Here is a 16763-nt window from a genome sequence, read left to right on the forward strand (position 1 = left end):
CCTCGTACCGAATGCCTGGCCTCCCGGAGGATGACCGATCGGCGCGCACGTACTCCCGTGGGTGGAGACGGGGGCCTAGGACGTGGTCCTAGGACTCGGGGAAGACCCTGAGGGGACGGCCTTGACCTCGGAGGAGTCCTCCCTGGGGACCGGTTGCTCGACCAGGGCCAGGACCCGCGTGGCCATGAACCGCGCCGTGCGGACCACCGAGCCGCTACGGGTGACTTCGCTCACTTCCACCACTCCCCTGCGCACCGCCGTCTCCACCCGGCGCCCCGCCCTGCTCGCCACCACTTCGTACGTCCGGGTCGTGTCACCGGCATCCACGACTATCTCCACACGGTCACCCTTCACGGGATCAATCCCCCTTCAGTGATGGATGGTTGGGGGAGCCAGCGGCGGCAACGGCCGCGGCTCCCCCCGCCCCTGACCACTTTTCAAGTTTCCCACCCGGCACTGACAATCGATCGCCCCGCGAGGGCGCGGCCTCTGCACGTGCCCGGCCGCGGAAACGTAAGCTGTGGCTCGTCAGACGGACCGGGTAGCGGGGATGGACATGGCGATGATGCGGCTCCGGCGCGAGGACCCGCGTGTCGTCGGCTCGTTCAGGCTGCACAGGCGCCTGGGCGCCGGCGGCATGGGGGTCGTCTATTTGGGGTCGGACCGGCGGGGGCAGCGCGTCGCCCTCAAGGTGATCCGGCCCGACCTGGCGGAGGATCAGGAGTTCCGGTCGCGGTTCGCCCGCGAGGTGTCCGCCGCCCGCCGGATCAGGGGCGGCTGCACGGCGCGGCTCGTCGCCGCCGACCTCGACGCCGACCGGCCCTGGTTCGCCACGCAGTACGTCCCCGGCCCCTCCCTGCACGACAAGGTCGCCGCCGAGGGTCCGCTCTCCGCGGCCGACGTCGCCGTGGTGGGTTCCGCGCTCGCCGAGGGGCTCGTGGCCGTCCACGAGGCCGGTGTCGTACACCGTGACCTCAAGCCGTCCAACATCCTGCTGTCCCCCAAGGGGCCGCGCATCATCGACTTCGGGATCGCGTGGGCCACCGGTGCCTCGACGCTGACCCACGTCGGGACCGCCGTGGGCTCCCCCGGCTTCCTCGCTCCCGAGCAGGTGCGCGGCGCCGCCGTCACCCCCGCCACCGACGTCTTCGCGCTCGGCGCCACCCTCGCCTACGCGGGCATGGCGGACTCGCCCTTCGGACACGGCAGTTCCGAGGTCATGCTCTACCGGGTGGTGCACGAGGAGGCGCAGCTGCACGGTGTGCCCGACGCGCTCGCGCCGCTCATCAGGGCCTGCCTGGCCAAGGACCCGGAGGAACGGCCGAGCACGCTGCAGCTGTCGCTGCGGCTGAAGGAGATCGCCGCCCGGGAGGCGCAGGGCATCGGCGACGTCCGGCCGCCGGCGCCCCGCCAGGACCACGACCGGCCCACGGGCCGGCTCGCCGAGAGCTACCTGGACGAGCGCACGCAGCGGCGTGCCGCCCCGGGCTCCACTCCCCCGCCACGGTCCGGCGCGTCCCGCACCGCGGCGCCGCGGACCGGTCCCTCGCGGACCGGCTCTCCCCGGACCGGTTCCTCCCGGACAGGCACCTCTCGTACCGGATCGTCGCGGACCGGCGCCTCGCGGCCCGGTCCGGGCTCCCGGCCGTCGGGGCCCCGCAACACCACGCGCGGCGGCGCCCGGCGCCCGGGGCCGCGCACCACGGGGACGGGTCGCAGAGGGCCCGCCAATCCGCGGCTGCTGCGTCAGCGGATCTTCGTCTTCGTGGTCGTGACGCTGCTTGTGGCACTCGGCATCGCGGCGGCGCAGGGGTGCCAGGGGCCCGCCCGGAGCCTCGGCGACACGGGCGTACACCCGCAGTGGTCACAGCAGAGCGGGCCGATCGGTCCGGTACAGCACGACCCCCGCAGCTGATCAGAGCTGCGGGCGGCCCGTCGCCACCGCGTAGAACGCGACCGCCGCGGCCGCGCCCACGTTGAGCGAGTCCACGCCGTGGGCCATCGGGATGCGGACCCATTCGTCGGCCGCGACCAGCGCCTGGGTGGAGAGGCCGTCGCCCTCGGCGCCGAGCATCAGCGCCACGCGGTCCATGCGGTGCGGCGCCACCTCGTCCAGGGACTTCGCCTTCTCGTCCGGGGTGAGGGCGAGCAGGTCGAAGCCCGCCTCGCGCACACCGTCGAGGCCCTTGGGCCAGCATTCGAGCCGGGCGTACGGGACCGAGAAGACAGCGCCCATCGAGACCTTCACCGAGCGGCGGTACAGCGGGTCCGCGCAGTCCGGGGAGAGCAGCACCGCGTCCATGCCGAGGGCGGCGGCGGAGCGGAAGATGGCGCCGATGTTGGTGTGGTCGTTGACCGCCTCCATGACGACCACGCGGCGCGTCGTCGACAGGAGCTCGTCGGCGGTGGGCAGCGGCTTGCGCTGCATGGAGGCCAGGGCCCCGCGGTGCACGTGGTAGCCGGTGACCCGCTCGGCGAGGTCCGGGCTGACCGCGTACACCGGGGCCGGGAGTTCGTCGATGACGTCGCGCATGACGTCGACCCACTTGGCGGAGAGCAGCATCGAGCGCATCTCGTAGCCCGCGTCCTTGGCCCGTCTGATGACCTTCTCGCCCTCCGCGATGAACAGGCCCTCGGCCGGTTCGCGCTTGCGGCGCAGCTCCACGTCGGTCAGGCCTGTGTAGTCGCGCAGGCGCGGGTCGTCGGGGTCGTCGACGGTGATGAGATCAGCCACAGGGTGATACTGCCTTGTCCTGGGTGTGGTGCCAACGGCTCCGGACGGGTTCCGTTACCGCTGGTTACTTGCGGGGGTACGGGGTGTGTCAGGTGAGCGGCTCGGGGCCGACCTTCACCACGTCGCCGATGACGATGACGGCGGGGGGCTTCACCTCGTGGGCACGGACCGCCTCGGTGACTGTGCCGAGTGTCGCGTCGACGCGGCGCTGGGCGGCCGTCGTGCCCTCCTGGATCATGGCCAGCGGGGTGTCCGCGGACTTGCCGTGGGCGATCAGGGTTGCCGCGATCTTGCCGATCTTGTCGACGCCCATGAGGATCACGAGGGTGCCGCGCAGCTTGGCGAGGGACTCCCAGTCGACCAGGGAGCGCTCGTCGTCCGGGGCCACGTGGCCGCTGACCACCGTGAACTCGTGGGCGACGCCGCGGTGGGTGACGGGGATGCCGGCCGCCGAGGGGACCGAGATCGAGCTGGAGATGCCGGGTACGACGGTGCAGGTGATGCCCGCTTCGGCGAGCGCCTGGAGCTCTTCCATGCCGCGGCCGTAGACGTAGGGGTCGCCGCCCTTGAGGCGGACGACGGCCTTGCCCTGCTTGGCGTGCTCGATCAGGGCGTTGTTGATCACCTCCTGGGCCATGAAACGGCCGTACGGGATCTTCGCGGCGTCGATGATCTCGACGTGCGGCGGCAGCTCGTCCAGGAGGTCGCGGGGGCCGAGGCGGTCGGCGATGACGACGTCGGCGGCGGCGAGGAGGCGCCGACCGCGGACCGTGATCAGGTCGGGGTCGCCGGGGCCGCCGCCGACGAGGGCGACGCCGGGGGTACGGGTGCGCAGGTGCGGGGCGACGAGGCTGCCGTCGCGCAGGCCCTCGACGACCGCGTCGCGGATGGCGGCGGTGCGGCGGGGGTCCCGGTCGTTGATGTCGGAGGAGAGGACGGCGACCGTGACGCCCTCGGAGCGGCCCGTGGCCGGGGTCCAGGCGGTGGCCTCCTCGGCGTCGTCGGAGCGGACGCACCAGACGCGGTGGGCCTCGGCCTCGGCGGAGGCCCGGGTGTTCGCCTCCGCGTCGCTGGTGGCGATCAGCGCGTACCAGGCGTCCTGGAGGTCGCCCGCCTCGTACCTGCGCCTGGTCCAAGTGAGCTCGCCCGCGTCGGCCATCGCTTCCACGGAGGCCGTGGCCGACGGGGATACGAGAGTGATGTCCGCGCCCGCCTTGATCAGGGCCGGGAGGCGGCGCTGGGCGACCTGGCCGCCGCCGAGGACGACGACACGTCGGCCGGTGAGGCGGAGGCCTACGGGGTAGGCGGGGTTTTCGGCCATGGCGGGGTGGCTCCTCGTACGGGCGTTACGGCTGCCGCTGCGACGCTGGAGCGGCCCTTTGACGTGCGGGTTCAGTATGGCTGGGGCGGGGCCGGGGTTCTCCCCCGAGCCCCGCCCGATCCCGAATTGCCGGAACAGTCCCCCGGCTCGGGCACTACTTCTCGGTGACGCCCGCCGAGTCGAACGTGGCCACCTCGTGCATCGCGCGGGCCGCGCTCTGGACGACCGGCAGGGCCAGGAGCGCGCCCGTGCCCTCGCCGAGGCGGAGGTCCAGGTCGACCAGGGGACGCAGGCCCAGCTTGTTGAGGGCCGCGACATGGCCGGGCTCGGCGCTGCGGTGTCCCGCGATGCAGGCCGCGAGGACCTCGGGGGCGATCGCGCGGGCCACCAGGGCGGCGGCGCCGGCGCTGACGCCGTCCAGGATCACCGGCGTACGCAGGGACGCGCCGCCGAGGAGGAGGCCCACCATGGCCGCGTGCTCCAGGCCACCGATGGCCGCGAGGACGCCGATCGGGTCCGCGGGGTCGGGCTGGTGCAGGTCCAGGGCACGGCGGACGACCTCGACCTTGCGGGTGTGCATCTCGTCGTTGATGCCCGTGCCGCGACCGGTGACCTCGGCGGGGTCGGTGTCGGTGTAGACGGAGATCAGGGCCGCGGACGCCGTGGTGTTCGCGATGCCCATCTCGCCGGTGAGGAGCGCCTTGTTGCCCGCCGCCACGAGGTCGCGGGCCGTCTCGATGCCGACCTCGATGGCCGCCTTGACCTCTTCGCGCGTCAGGGCGGGCCCCGTCGTCATGTCGGCCGTGCCCGCGCGGACCTTGCGGGGCAGCAGGCCGGGGGTGGCGGGCAGTTCGCTCGCCACGCCGACGTCGATCACGCAGACCTCGGCGCCCACCTGGTTGGCGAAGGCGTTGCAGACCGCGCCGCCGCCGAGGAAGTTGGCGACCATCTGCGCGGTCACCTCCTGGGGCCAGGCGGTGACGCCCTGGGCGTGCACGCCGTGGTCGCCCGCGAAGATGGCGACGGCCGCGGGCTCCGGGATGGGCGGCGGGCACATCCGGGAGAGTCCCGAGAGCTGGGCGGAGATGATCTCCAGCATGCCGAGGGCGCCCGGCGGCTTCGTCATCCGCTTCTGCCGTTCCCACGCCTCGCCGAGCGCCTTGGCGTCGAGCGGACGGATGTTGGCCACGGTCTCGGCGAGCAGGTCGTGCGGGTCCTCGCCGGGCAGGGCGCGGCGGCCGTACGTCTCCTCGTGGACGACCCAGGAGAGCGGGCGGCGCTTGGACCAGCCTGCCTGCATCAGTTCGGGCTCGTCCGGGAACTCGTCGACGTAGCCCACGCAGAGGTAGGCGACGACTTCGAGGTGCTCGGGCAGGCCGAGGGCGCGGACCATCTCGCGCTCGTCGAAGAAGCTGACCCAGCCGACGCCGAGGCCTTCGGCGCGGGCGGCGAGCCAGAGGTTCTCGACGGCGAGCGCCGAGGAATAGGGCGCCATCTGCGGCTGGGTGTGCCGGCCGAGGGTGTGGCGGCCCCCGCGGGTCGGGTCGGCGGTGACGACGATGTTCACCGGGGTGTCGAGGATCGCCTCGATCTTCAGTTCCTTGAACTGCTTGGCGCGGCCCTTGGGGAGGGACTTCGCGTACGCGTCGCGCTGGCGCGCGGCCAGTTCGTGCATCGAGCGCCGGGTCTCGGCGGACTTGATGACGACGAAGTCCCAGGGCTGGGAGTGGCCGACCGACGGTGCGGTGTGCGCGGCCTCCAGGACGCGGAGCAGCACCTCGTGCGGGATGGGGTCCGCGCGGAAGCCGTTGCGGATGTCGCGGCGCTCGCGCATGACGCGCAGGACGGCCTCGCGCTCCGCGTCGGCATAGCCGGGAGCGGCGGTGCCGGGGGACGCGACGGGCTCGGCGAGTTCGGGGACGGCCTCGGCCGCGGCGGCAGCCGCAGTCTCGGTCTCGGCGACGGCGGCGCTCTCGGCTTCGGCTCCGGCGAATGCCTCGGGCTCCGGGGCGTCGACGGACGCGGCGGGCGCGACCATCAGGATCTCCGGGGCGTCGGCGTCCGGGCCCTCGCCCGCCTCCGGGGCTTCCGCCGCGGCGACGGGAGCGAGGAGCTCGTGGCCCTCGGGCTGCGCGGGGGTCGCGACGGCCGGGTCGGCGGCGACTTCCTCGGCCGTCTCCGGCAGGGGGGCGGGCGCAGGCGCGGGTGCGGCTGCGGCCGGTACGGCTGCTTCAGGCGCTTCGGCCATCTCGGGTGCTTCGGCCACTTCGGTCACTTCGTTCGCTTCGATCGGTTCGAACGAGATGACTTCGTCGGCCTCGTCCAACTCGTCGGCCGGGTCGGCCGTCTCGGGGGCGGCCGGGAACTCGGTCGGAGCCGCCGCAGAGGAGACAATACGGGGCACACCGGAGACGGGCGGGGCCTGGGGGGTCCCTGTGACCTCGGAGACTACGTCGGGCGCGACCTCGGGGGCAGCGTCGGGAGCCGCCGCGGGTGCGGCGTCGGCAGCCGCCGCGCCCGTCGCCTCGTCCTGCGCGGCGTCCGGCAGCGGCGTGGGCTGGGCGCCGTCGCGCGGGGCGGGGACGGTGACGGCGACGGGGGGCTGCTGCGCGGCCTCCGGCGTCGTGTCCGGGGTGGCGGGCTCGACTGCGGGGGCCTCGGTGACCGGAGCCTCCGCGACCGGGGCCTCCGCGACCGGGGCCTCCGCGACCTGGGCTTCGGCTGCCTCGGCCTGCGCGGGCGCGGCCTCCGTGCCCTCGGCGCCCTCGGGGGCAGGCTGCCCCGCCGGGTCCTCCTGGGGCACGGCCATGGGGTGCGGCGGCGTCGGGGCCAGGTGGGGCGTGGTCGGAACCGTGCCGTCCACCGGTACGAACTGACCGAGGGGCACGGGGCCTTGGGTGCCGTCGAACCCGCCGGGCAGCGAGGTGTCCATCGGCGCGGGGCCCTGGGCGGGCTGCCCCTCGGGGTGGTGCGGGCCTGGTGCGGCGTGCCTCGCCTCGGGGGCGAAGCCGGGCTGCGCGGCTGCGGCGGCGTGCGGCATCTGCGCGCCGTCCCACGGCTGTGCGGAGGCGACGGCGAACGCGGGCTGTCCGACGCCCGCGGGCACGGCGTGTGCGAACGCGGGCTGCTCCGCCGCAGGGAACTCCTGCTCCTCCGACGGGACCTGGCCGAGCTCGGCACCCTGCTGGGCCACCGGGCCGGCCTGACCGGCACCGGCGTCCGCGGCGTGCGGAAAGCCGGGGGCGGCCACGGGCGTCGCGGGAGTCTCCGCCGCGGGGATCTCCGTCGCGGGAGCGTCGGTCGCGGGTGCCTCAGTCACGGGTGCCTCGGTCGCGTGCTCCTCCATGGGAAGCGCGAAGGGAACGGCGTCCTGCGCCTGCGGTTCTTCCGCGGTCTGCGGCGCTTCCGCGGTCTGCGGCGCTTCGGCGATCCGTGGTGCCGGTGTGACGTGTGGGTCGCCCGCGGCTTCCGGGGCACCTGGGGTGACCGGGGTCTCCGTGACGGATGGGACGACCGTTTCTGCTGGTACGGCGTAAGCCTCGGGCCCGGTCTGCTCCTGCGGGGTCCCCCACGGCGCCCCGCCCTGCGGCGGGATCTCGCCGAGCTGCGGTCCCGGCAGCGGCAGACCCGCGTCGTCCCGCGGGATGTCGAGGTACTCGGGTCCGGTCGCCGGCCCCGCGTGGTGGGCCGGCGCGGGCCCGCGGTCGGCGAGCGAACGCACCGGGCTTCCCGAGCCGTCCGGCACGGCGGGACCCGACGGGCCGTGGTGCAGCGGACGCCGCGCGGGCCCCGGGTGGGAGGGCGCGGGCGGGGAACCGGGCAGCCGGACGCCGTTCAGGTCGACCGAACCGCTGTCCCTGCCGGACGTCTCGTGCGGGCCCGGCTGATGGGCGGCGTGGGCCTGCTGGCCGCCGTACCCGCCCTGCGCGGCGAGACCCTCGCCCCACGCCCCCTGGGCGCCCGGCATCAACAGCAGGTCGTCCTCGTCGGCGGAAGCGGCGGCGGGGTCCGCAGGGTCGGCAAAGGGATACGCACCCGGAGCGGAAACGCCCGGCTGCTGCGCCCCCATGCCCTGCACGGGCCCGGACGGCACATCATTGCCTGCGCCCTCCGGCAGCCCCTCACCCGGGACCTGGCCGGTGTCGGTCATGCGTAACCCCTCGCCCATCGGTTAGTGCTTCTTCGACCGCCCCTCAGCCTTCGGCCGGGGAGGTCCCATCGCCCGGAGCGGCGCACCAACCGCCCGTCATCCTCAACGAGCGTGTGCGCCCCGCGGCACGAACCGCGCACCGGACAACAGGCATTGTCCCTGTCCGTCCGCCGCCGTGGCAGCTTGATCGGCCACGGCCCGCTGTGGACTGCGCCACGTTGCGCGTCCTCCGGTCATGCCGTACCACACACCCCCCGAAACCGGGCGAGCTTTCCGGACATCGGCCAACGAACTCCATGGCACCCGGGTGCAGTACAACAATCGGCCAGCCTACCCCGCACCGCGCGCCGGCAGGGTCACGGGGAACGGTCGGGCAACCGCCCGGAGAGCAGGAACGCCACGGTCCGCTTCTCCTCGCGCCACGCCCGGGTGTCGAGCTCCACGGATTGCAGGAGGGCGCACTCGACGGCGTATCCGTGCTCGCTGAGATCCCTGCCGATGAGTTCGGCCGCGTCGCGTGTCGCGGCATGGGTCACGATGCGCTCGGGACGGCGGTCGGCGACCGCGGAGACCACCGCGGCTCCCCCGCCCCCGACACGTACGACATCCGGTTCGGGCAGGTCTTCGAGGACGTGCGGGGCGACGCCGTGCACGGTCTGCGCCTGGACGCCGAAGCGGCGGACGGCGGCCGTCGTGCGGCCGAGGGCGTCGGGGTCGCTGTCGACGGCGATGACCGCGGCGCCGAACCGCGCCGCCTCCGCGGTGAAGGCGCCGCTGCCGCAGCCGATGTCCCAGACGAGGTCGCCCACGCGCGGGCCCAGACGGGCGAGTTGCGCGGCCCGCAGCCGGTCGCTCTCGCCCTCGCCGAGCCAGATGTCGCCGCCGTACTCCGCGGCGGGCAGCGCCCAGCCGCGCGGTCCCGCGCCCGGTTCGCGGCCCATGATCCAGCCGGTGTCGGCGGCCGCGGCGGCGCCGCCGATGACGATGACGACGTTGGGGTCGCGCCAGCTGTGGTCGGCGGCCCGCTCGGAGGTGACGACGGAGACCTGCTCGCGTTCGGTGCCGAGCTCCTCGCAGATCACGAAGGTGCGGTGGACGCCCTGGAGCAGCAGGCCGAGCTCGGCGGGGCCCGCGCCGGGCGAGGTGAGGACGGCGACCTTGGGGTGGGCGCGGCAGACGTTCACGGCGCGGCGCAGGGTGCGGCGGTGGGCGACGACCACCTCGGCGTCGTCCCAGGGCATGCCCGCGCGGGCGAAGGCCTGGGCGACGGAGGAGACGGCGGGCACCACTTCGACCTCCAGGCCGAATTCCGGGGCGCGCAGGGTGCGTACGACACCGAAGAAGCCGGGGTCGCCGTCGGCGAGGACGACGGCGGTGCCGCGGTGGGCGGCGATGCGGCGGGCGGCGAGGCCGACGCTGCCGAGGCGGATCCTTTCGGCGCGGGCGGGGACCTCGTCGAGTGCCAGGTGGTGGGCGGCGCCCGCCACGAGCGTCGCGGCACTGAGCGCGGAGCGTGCCGCGGCGGTCAGCGGCGTACCGTCCCAGCCGATCACCGTGACCCGGTCGGCCATCGTCGTCTGTCTCCTGGGTTCTCGCGGGTCGTCAGTGCGGGGGCGGCGGCTGCGGGGGTGGGGCAGGGCACCGGACCACGGCGAGCGTACCCGCTCGGACCGGACTCAGTTCCAGTCGGAGTAGGCGGAGAACCCGCTGTCGGCGAGGCTCTCGGAGACGCCTTCGAGGTCTTCGGGGAGCAGGCTCCACACGATGAGGTCGGTGCGCAGCTCGAGCCAGCCGCCGAACGGGTCGCCGCCGTTGCGCGTGCGCGCTATCCAGGCGCCGCGCAGGACGCCCTCGCTGATGCAGCCGATCTTCTGGGCGACCTGCTGGGCGGCGGTGTTGTCGGCGGCGGTGCGCAGCTCGATGCGTTCGAACTTCTGGTCGTGGAACAGCCATTGGGCGGTGGCGAGCGCGGCCTCGGACGCGTACCCCTCACCGCGCGCCCAGGGGGCGACGACGTAACTCAGTTCGGTGGAGCGCACCCGCCAGTCGGTGCCCCGGAGTTGGATGATGCCGACAAGTCGCTGGGTGAGGAACTCGGTGACGGCGAGGACGATGCCGCGGCCCTCGGCGCGTTCGGCGGGGGCGCGGCGTGCGATCCAGTCGCGTGCGACGGCCTCGGTGTAGGGCTGGGGCACGGAGGTCCAGGCCGTGACGAGTTCGTCGTTCATCATCTCCGCGTACGCGGGGACGTCCGCCTCTTCGAGAGGGCGCAGCACCAGCCGCTCCGTGCTGATGGAGATGTCGGGGAACCCCGATGTGCCCGCTGTGCCCGAGGAGGCTGTAGTCATGCGCCGCTCCATACCCTTCATAGACCTGAAGGACCTTCACCTTTCGGTCTTCTGAAGTGCCCAGCATGCAGCATGCACGGGCACAGACGCACCACGGGGTCCTCTCCCGGTGCGGGAGAGGACCCCGTCGGTGTCACGCGCGCGGGAGGCCGTTCAGCCCGCCTCGACGGGCAGGACGGATCCCTTGTACGTGTCCTCGATGAACTTCTTCACCTCGGGCGAGCGGAGCAGTTTCGCGAGCTTGCGCACCCGCGGGTCGTCCTTGTCGCCCTTCTTGACGGCGAGGACGTTGTTGTAGGGATTGCCCTTCGAGGACTCCAGGAGGATGGCGTCCTTCTTGGGGCTGAGGCCCGCGTCGAGCGCGTAGTTGTTGTTGATGACCGCCGCGTCGAGGTCGTCGAGCGAGCGCGGGAGCTGCGCGGGTTCGAGTGCCTTGACGGTGAGCTTCTTCGGGTTGGACGTGATGTCCTCGGGCGTGGCGGTGCCGCCGACGCCCTTCTTGAGTCCGATGAGGCCCTTGGAGGCGAGCAGCTGGAGCGCCCGCCCCTCGTTGGTCGTGTCGTTCGGGACGCCGACGGTGGCTCCGGTGGGGAGCTTCGCGATGTCCTCGGTCTTCTTCGCGTACACGCCCATGGGAGGCAGGTACACCTCGGTGACCGGCACGAGGTCCGTCTTCTTGGACTGGTTGAAGTCTTCGAGGTACGGGGCGTGCTGGTACAGGTTGGCGTCGAGGGAGCCCTCTTGGAGCGCGGTGTTCGGCGTGACGTAGTCCGTGAACTCCGTGATCCTGAGGTCGAGCCCCTCCTTCTTCGCCAGGTTCTGCTGGATGTACGCGAGGACCTCACCGGCCGGGGTCGGCGTGGCGCCGACCACGAGCGCGCCGTCGCTCCGGTCGTCCGCGCCGCACGCGGTGAGGCCGAGCGCGAGGGCCAGGGTCCCCGCCGCGGCGGCGATGGCGGACGTACGCACGGTCAGAACGCCGCGACGACGGCGCCGTCGTACTTCTCGTCGATGAACTTCTTGACCTCGGGCGAGGTGAGGAGCTTGGCGAGCTTCTTCACGCGCGGGTCGTTCTCGTCGCCCTTCTTCACGGCGAGGAAGTTGCCGTAGGGGTTGCCCTTGGCGGGCTCGGCGACGATGGCGTCCTTGGCGGGGCTGAGGGCGGGCTTGGCCTCCAGCGCGTAGTTGCCGTTGATCACCGCGGCGTCGACATCGCTCAGGGTGCGGGGCACCGTGGGGGCTTCGAGCTCCTTGAACTGGATGTTCTTGGGGTTCTTGGCGATGTCCTTGGGGGTGGCCTCGTAACCGACGCCCTTCTTGAGCTCGATGATGCCGTTGTCCGCGAGCAGCTTGAGCGCGCGGGCCTCGTTGGTGGTGTCGTTGGGGATGGCGATCGTGGCGCCCTTCTCCAGCTCACCGAGTTTCTTGACCTTCTTCGAGTACACGCCGAGCGGCTCCAGGTGAACCGTGGCTCCCGGGACGGGCACGATGTCGGTGCCGCGCTTCTTGTTGAAGTCGTCCAGGTACGGCTTGTGCTGGAAGTAGTTGGCGAAGACCTCGCCCTGCTCCACGGCCGTATTCGGCGTGATGTAGTCGGTGAATTCCTTCACCTCGAGGTCGAGGCCGGCCTTCTTGGCGAGGTTCTTCTGGACGTAGTCCAGGATCTCGCCCTGCGGCGTCGGCGTCGCGGCGACGACGAGCGGGCCGTCCTTGTCGCCGGAGCCCTTGTCGGAGCCGCAGGCGGAGAGCCCGAGGGTGAGGGCTCCGGCGGCGAGGACAGCGGTGGTGATCTTGGCGGTGTTACGCACGAAAAGTGCCTTTCTCCATGGGTGGTGCAGCCCCGCGGGGTGCGCGGGGAAGTCCTGGTGGGCGCCGCGTCAGCCGGTCTTGGTGACCGATTCGGCGGCGGCGGTGCCGGGCAGTACGCCGCGCAGCGGCCGGAACAGGAGCAGCGGGGCCGAGCCGCCGCCGCGCTTGTGCAGGCGGCGGGCCGCGTAGTCGCCGACGAACTGGATGACCGAGATGACCACGGCGAGGATCGCCACGGTGATCCACATCAGCTCGGTCTCGAAGCGCTGGTAGCCGTAGCGCAGGGCGAGGTCGCCGAGGCCGCCGCCGCCGACCGTGCCCGCCATGGCGGAGTAGCCGATGAGCGCGACGATCGTGGTGGTGGCGCCCGAGATCAGCGAGGGCAGCGACTCGGGTACGAGGACCTTGCGCACGACGGTCCAGGTGGAGCCGCCCATCGACTGCACGGCCTCGACGAGCCCGCCGTCGACCTCACGAATGGAGGTCTCGACCAGGCGCGCGAAGAACGGGATGGCGCCGACGGCGAGCGGCACGAGGGCGGCCTCACGGCCGATCGTGGTTCCGGTGATCCAGCGCGTGAAGCCCATGAGGGCGACCATCAGGATGATGAAGGGCATCGAGCGGGCGATGTTCACGATCTGCCCGATGACCTTGTTGAGGAAGGCGTTCTGAAGCAGTCCGCCGCGCTCGGTGAGGACGAGCAGGACGCCGAGCGGCAGTCCGGCGACGACGGCTATCAGCGTCGACCAGCCCACCATGTAGAGGGTGTCCCAACAGGCCTGCTCCAGCAGGGGCTGCATCTCCGACCAGGTCACTTGGCACCTTCCTTCACGAGCAGCGTCGCGTCCTTCGGCGTGGTTGCGGCGTCTTCGCCCGCGATGTCGACCTGGAGGCCCTGCTCGCGCAGGAAGCCGATGGGGACGACGTTCTCCTCGAAGCGGCCCGGCAGCTCGATGCGCATGCGGCCGACCTGCTTGCCCGCGACGGTGTCCATCGCGGCGCCGAGGATCGAGATGTCGATGTTGTACGTGCGTGACAGCTGGGAGATGACCGGCTGGGTCGCGGCCTCCCCGTGGAAGGTCACGTCGACGACGGTGCGGTCGGCGCCGGTGGCGTCGCCGCTGACGGGGAAGAGCGCGGCGGCGAGCTCGGAGCCGGGGGTGGCGAGGAGTTCGCTGACGGTGCCGGACTCGATGATCTGCCCGCGCTCCATGAGGGCGGCGGAGTCGCAGACGCTCTTGACGACGTCCATCTCGTGCGTGATGAGCAGGACGGTCAGGCCGAGCTGCTGGTTGAGGTCGCGCAGGAGCTGGAGGATGGAGCGGGTGGTCTCGGGGTCGAGGGCGCTGGTCGCCTCGTCGGAGAGGAGCACCTTCGGGTCACCGGCGAGGGCGCGGGCGATGCCGACGCGCTGCTTCTGGCCGCCGGAGAGCTGAGCCGGGTAGGACTTGGCCTTGTCGGCGAGACCGACCAGGTCGAGGAGTTCGAGGGCCTTGCGGGAGCGCTCCTGGCCGGACAGGCCGAGGATCTCCAGGGGCAGCTCGACGTTGTCCTGCACGGTGCGCGAGGACAGCAGGTTGAAGTGCTGGAAGACCATGCCGATGCGGCTGCGGGCCTTGCGCAGTTCCTTGCCGGCGCGCGGGCCGCGGCCCGCGAGCGCGGTGAGGTCCTGGCCTGCGACGGTCACGGTGCCGGAGGTGGGGCGCTCCAGGAGGTTGACGCAGCGGATCAGGGAGGACTTGCCGGCGCCGGACTGGCCGATGACGCCGTACACCTCGCCCTCGCGGACGTGCAGGTCGACTCCGTCGAGGGCGGTTACTTCACGACCGCGTGAGCGGTAGACCTTGGTGAGGCCGGAAGTGGTGATCACAGGATTTCCGTCACTGTCGAGTGCGCGGCGCGGGGTGGCCGGGCACGGGGCATTCGTTCGGAACGCGGCACGGTTCTCGCGGTGGTGGTGCGGTGGAACCGGAGGACGTGTGCGCGGGGCGGGCTCGCTTCCTACGTCGACTTGTCGACTCCGTTGAGTGCGACGGTTGCGTCGGTCAGGAGCGCGGCACAGCGGCTTCGCTTCGGGGCGCGAGGCTCTTCAGTGGTGCGGGGGCCCTCAGAAGGCGCACATTCGACACATACAACGAGCACCGGGCGTCGTGATCGCCTCGGTCGCAGGGGTGCGGCTGCTCGTCGTGGTCATGGGCCCAAGTAAAACACGCGTGTGGTCGCTGTCCACCACCGCTGTCCGGTATACGGACAGCGGTGGGACGGCGCCGAACGCCGGGGGCGGACCGGTCAATCGGCGATGACGATCTCCACGCCGCCCTCCGTGGCCTGCGCGGACACGGCGGAGAGGTCCTTGACGACGACGTCGGCGAGGCCGGCGGAGAGCTCGGACGCCTGGTGGGTTGTGGTCAACGCCACGGTCTTCATGCCCGCGGCCCGGCCCGCCTGCAGACCAGCCGGGGCGTCCTCGAAGACGACGCAGCGGGCGGGGTCGACGCCGAGTTTGTCGGCGGCGAGGAGGAAGGGCTCCGGGTCGGGCTTGCCGCGCGTGATGTCGTCGGCGGCGATGACGAGGCCGGGGCGCAGGCCGACCTCGGCGAGCCGGGCCTCGCCCAGGGCGCGGGTCGCGGACGTCACGACGGCCCAGCGGTCGGCGGGCAGGGACTCCAGGAGCTCACGGGTGCCGGGAAGCAGGACGACCCCGCCCGCGACGTCGGAGACCTCCAGCTCCTCGATGCGGGCGACGGCCTCGGCGATCTTCTCCGGCGGCAGCAGGTCGGCGGCGATCTCGGCGGCGGGGCGCCCGTGCAGCTCGACCGCGGCGAACTCCTCGGCGGTGATCCCGTACTCCTGCGCCCACCGTGACCAGCAGCGGTACACCGACTCCAGGGAGGAGACGAGGGTGCCGTCGTTGTCGAACAGGAGCGCGTCAGCATGGATCTTCATGACCATCGAGCGTACGGGGCGCCTCCGGGGGCCGTGCAACGGGCCGAGGGCCGCGCGCACCGGGCCGAAGGCCCCGTAATAAAGTCACGGACATGCTTGTTGCCCTGACGATCGCGGTCTCCGTGGCCGCGCTCGCCCTCGCCGCATGGTGCGGTTTCGCCGCCTACCGCGACCAGCCGACCAAGGACTGGCACTTCATCGGGATGGGCGTCGTGACCCTCCTGGCCGCCGTCCAGCTGATCGCCGGCATCGTCCAGCTCGCGCGCGGCGAGCACGCGGAGCAGGGCACGACGATCTTCGTGGCGTATCTGATCGGTGCGTTCGCGTGTGTGCCCGCCGCCGGTTTCATGTCCCTCGCCGAGCGCACCCGCTGGGGCTCCCTGACGGTGGCCGCGGGCGGCGTGGTCCTCGCCGTGCTGGAAGTGCGGCTCTACGACATCTGGGGAGGCTGAGGTGACGGTGACCGGAGAGAACGGGACCCCCGAGTCCGGCGCGACCCGCGAGACCCCCGAAACCCGTCAGAAGCTCATCACGGGCCCCGGCATCCTGCTGGTGTGGCTGTACGGCGTGATGGTGGTCGGCGCCGTGTCCCGTTCGGCCGTGCAGATCTCCACGGACTTCGACAAGGCCCCGCTCGCGTACTCGCTGTCCGCGGTCGCGGGCCTCGTCTACGGCTTCATCACGTACTCACTGGTGCGCGGCGGCTCCACGGCCCGCACGGCGGCGCTGGTGTGCTGCGCCGCCGAGCTGGTGGGCGTCCTGGGCGTGGGCACGTGGACGCTCGTGGAGCCGTCCGCGTTCCCGGACGCCACGGTGTGGTCGGACTTCGGGATGGGCTACCTCTTCATCCCGGTGGTCCTGCCGGTGACGGCGATCTTCTGGTTGAACCGGGCGCGGAAGGCTTCCCCGGCACGCTAGGCGCTGGCCACGTACGTTCCCGCGGCCGCCTCCTTCGCGAACGTGAGCACCGTGAGCCGTTCGTTCACGTGCTGGGTGCTCACCGGCGCGTACCCGTGCTTGCGGTAGAGCTGGAGGTTCTGCTCGCTGCGGTGGCCGGCGGAGAGCTGGAAGCACTTGGCGGTGCCGCCCTCGCCGAGCCGGTGCTCGATCGCGTCGAGGAGGCGGCCGCCCAGGCCGTGGCGCTGCATCCGGGGGTGGACGATGAGCTTGCCGATCCGCGCCGTGCCGTCCGCGTCGACCGTGCCGCGCACGGACGCCACCACCTCGGTGCCGAGCCGGGCGACCAGGACGGTGCCCGCGGCCAGTTCGCCCCTGAGGGACTCCAAGGACTGCGTCAGGGGTTCGATCGAGTAGTCGCCGTAGATCGCGGCCTCGCTCTGGTAGCAGAGGTACTGCAGTTTGAGGATCTGCTCGACGGCGTCCTGGTCGTCCGCCGCCGCCACCGAGATGGTCACGCTCATGCCCATGTGTGCATGCCTCCCGCTCACCTGCTCC

General features: G+C 72.4%; 15 protein-coding genes. 3 read left to right on the plus strand and 12 right to left on the minus strand.

All coding sequences use genetic code 11. From position 1 onward, the window contains the following. Positions 1-75: 75 nt before the first annotated feature. Positions 76-354 (minus strand): hypothetical protein, encoded by a 279-nt coding sequence (locus DEJ47_RS06215; RefSeq protein ID WP_150165703.1) that lies wholly within the window; start codon positions 352-354, stop codon positions 76-78. A 196-nt stretch (positions 355-550) separates the two neighbouring features. Here DEJ47_RS06215 and DEJ47_RS06220 point away from each other — a divergent pair, with 196 nt between their 5' ends. Beyond that, entirely contained in the window at positions 551-1915 is a 1365-nt protein-coding gene (locus tag DEJ47_RS06220) for a serine/threonine-protein kinase (RefSeq protein WP_190415735.1), read from the plus strand. Here DEJ47_RS06220 and DEJ47_RS06225 read toward each other — a convergent pair whose 3' ends face one another. The 10 genes from DEJ47_RS06225 to DEJ47_RS06270 form a co-directional block, all read right to left on the minus strand. Beyond that, positions 1916-2734 carry a TrmH family RNA methyltransferase gene (locus DEJ47_RS06225; RefSeq protein WP_150165707.1) on the minus strand — a complete coding sequence of 273 codons (819 nt, stop codon included), beginning with the start codon at positions 2732-2734 and terminating at the stop codon, positions 1916-1918. 88 nt (positions 2735-2822) lie between these two features. Next, positions 2823-4055: a uroporphyrinogen-III C-methyltransferase gene (cobA, locus tag DEJ47_RS06230; protein WP_150165709.1), complete on the minus strand. Its 1233-nt coding sequence runs from the start codon at positions 4053-4055 to the stop codon at positions 2823-2825. A 154-nt stretch (positions 4056-4209) separates the two neighbouring features. Continuing rightward, positions 4210-8205 carry a nicotinate-nucleotide--dimethylbenzimidazole phosphoribosyltransferase gene (gene cobT, locus DEJ47_RS06235; RefSeq protein WP_150165711.1) on the minus strand — a complete coding sequence of 1332 codons (3996 nt, stop codon included), beginning with the start codon at positions 8203-8205 and terminating at the stop codon, positions 4210-4212. Positions 8206-8561: 356 nt separating this feature from the next. Then, the gene (gene cbiE, locus DEJ47_RS06240) at positions 8562-9776 is read right to left on the minus strand and encodes a precorrin-6y C5,15-methyltransferase (decarboxylating) subunit CbiE (RefSeq protein WP_150165713.1); all 1215 of its coding nucleotides are present in this window, start codon (positions 9774-9776) and stop codon (positions 8562-8564) included. Positions 9777-9881: 105 nt separating this feature from the next. After that, positions 9882-10565, minus strand: a complete 684-nt coding sequence (locus DEJ47_RS06245; RefSeq protein ID WP_150175460.1) for a GNAT family N-acetyltransferase — start codon at positions 10563-10565, stop codon at positions 9882-9884. A 141-nt stretch (positions 10566-10706) separates the two neighbouring features. After that, a complete protein-coding gene (locus DEJ47_RS06250) occupies positions 10707-11522 on the minus strand; it encodes a MetQ/NlpA family ABC transporter substrate-binding protein (protein ID WP_150165715.1) in 816 nt (271 codons plus the stop codon). A 2-nt stretch (positions 11523-11524) separates the two neighbouring features. After that, positions 11525-12361 (minus strand): MetQ/NlpA family ABC transporter substrate-binding protein, encoded by an 837-nt coding sequence (locus tag DEJ47_RS06255; protein ID WP_150165717.1) that lies wholly within the window; start codon positions 12359-12361, stop codon positions 11525-11527. Between the two features lie 69 nt (positions 12362-12430). Further along, positions 12431-13177: a methionine ABC transporter permease gene (locus DEJ47_RS06260; RefSeq protein ID WP_150165719.1), complete on the minus strand. Its 747-nt coding sequence runs from the start codon at positions 13175-13177 to the stop codon at positions 12431-12433. Then, entirely contained in the window at positions 13174-14232 is a 1059-nt protein-coding gene (locus DEJ47_RS06265) for a methionine ABC transporter ATP-binding protein (RefSeq protein WP_150165721.1), read from the minus strand. The genes DEJ47_RS06260 and DEJ47_RS06265 overlap by 4 nt, the downstream gene beginning before the upstream one ends. A 419-nt stretch (positions 14233-14651) precedes the next feature. Beyond that, positions 14652-15308: an HAD family hydrolase gene (locus DEJ47_RS06270; RefSeq protein WP_150165723.1), complete on the minus strand. Its 657-nt coding sequence runs from the start codon at positions 15306-15308 to the stop codon at positions 14652-14654. A 92-nt stretch (positions 15309-15400) separates the two neighbouring features. On the opposite strand from DEJ47_RS06270, the gene DEJ47_RS06275 reads away from it, so the two are divergent. After that, positions 15401-15760, plus strand: coding sequence for a hypothetical protein (locus DEJ47_RS06275; RefSeq protein ID WP_150165725.1), 360 nt, complete (start codon positions 15401-15403; stop codon positions 15758-15760). A 7-nt stretch (positions 15761-15767) separates the two neighbouring features. Then, entirely contained in the window at positions 15768-16226 is a 459-nt protein-coding gene (locus DEJ47_RS06280; RefSeq protein ID WP_150175461.1) for a hypothetical protein, read from the plus strand. Here DEJ47_RS06280 and DEJ47_RS06285 read toward each other — a convergent pair. After that, positions 16223-16735, minus strand: coding sequence for a GNAT family N-acetyltransferase (locus DEJ47_RS06285; protein WP_150165727.1), 513 nt, complete (start codon positions 16733-16735; stop codon positions 16223-16225). The genes DEJ47_RS06280 and DEJ47_RS06285 overlap by 4 nt on opposite strands. Positions 16736-16763: the final 28 nt, after the last annotated feature.

Source organism: Streptomyces venezuelae (genome assembly GCF_008642355.1).
In the GTDB taxonomy this organism is placed as follows: domain Bacteria; phylum Actinomycetota; class Actinomycetes; order Streptomycetales; family Streptomycetaceae; genus Streptomyces; species Streptomyces venezuelae_B.

What these genes read in the sequence shown, in the direction of transcription:
- DEJ47_RS06220 (WP_190415735.1), top strand. Translation starts at nt 551, where the DNA reads ATGGACATGGCGATGATGCGGCTCCGGCGCGAGGACCCGCGTGTCGTC.
- cobT (WP_150165711.1), bottom strand. Translation starts at nt 8,205, where the DNA reads ATGACCGACACCGGCCAGGTCCCGGGTGAGGGGCTGCCGGAGGGCGCA.
- DEJ47_RS06270 (WP_150165723.1), bottom strand. Translation starts at nt 15,308, where the DNA reads ATGAAGATCCATGCTGACGCGCTCCTGTTCGACAACGACGGCACCCTC.
- DEJ47_RS06285 (WP_150165727.1), bottom strand. Translation starts at nt 16,735, where the DNA reads ATGGGCATGAGCGTGACCATCTCGGTGGCGGCGGCGGACGACCAGGAC.
- cobA (WP_150165709.1), bottom strand. Translation starts at nt 4,055, where the DNA reads ATGGCCGAAAACCCCGCCTACCCCGTAGGCCTCCGCCTCACCGGCCGA.
- cbiE (WP_150165713.1), bottom strand. Translation starts at nt 9,776, where the DNA reads ATGGCCGACCGGGTCACGGTGATCGGCTGGGACGGTACGCCGCTGACC.
- DEJ47_RS06245 (WP_150175460.1), bottom strand. Translation starts at nt 10,565, where the DNA reads ATGGAGCGGCGCATGACTACAGCCTCCTCGGGCACAGCGGGCACATCG.
- DEJ47_RS06275 (WP_150165725.1), top strand. Translation starts at nt 15,401, where the DNA reads ATGCTTGTTGCCCTGACGATCGCGGTCTCCGTGGCCGCGCTCGCCCTC.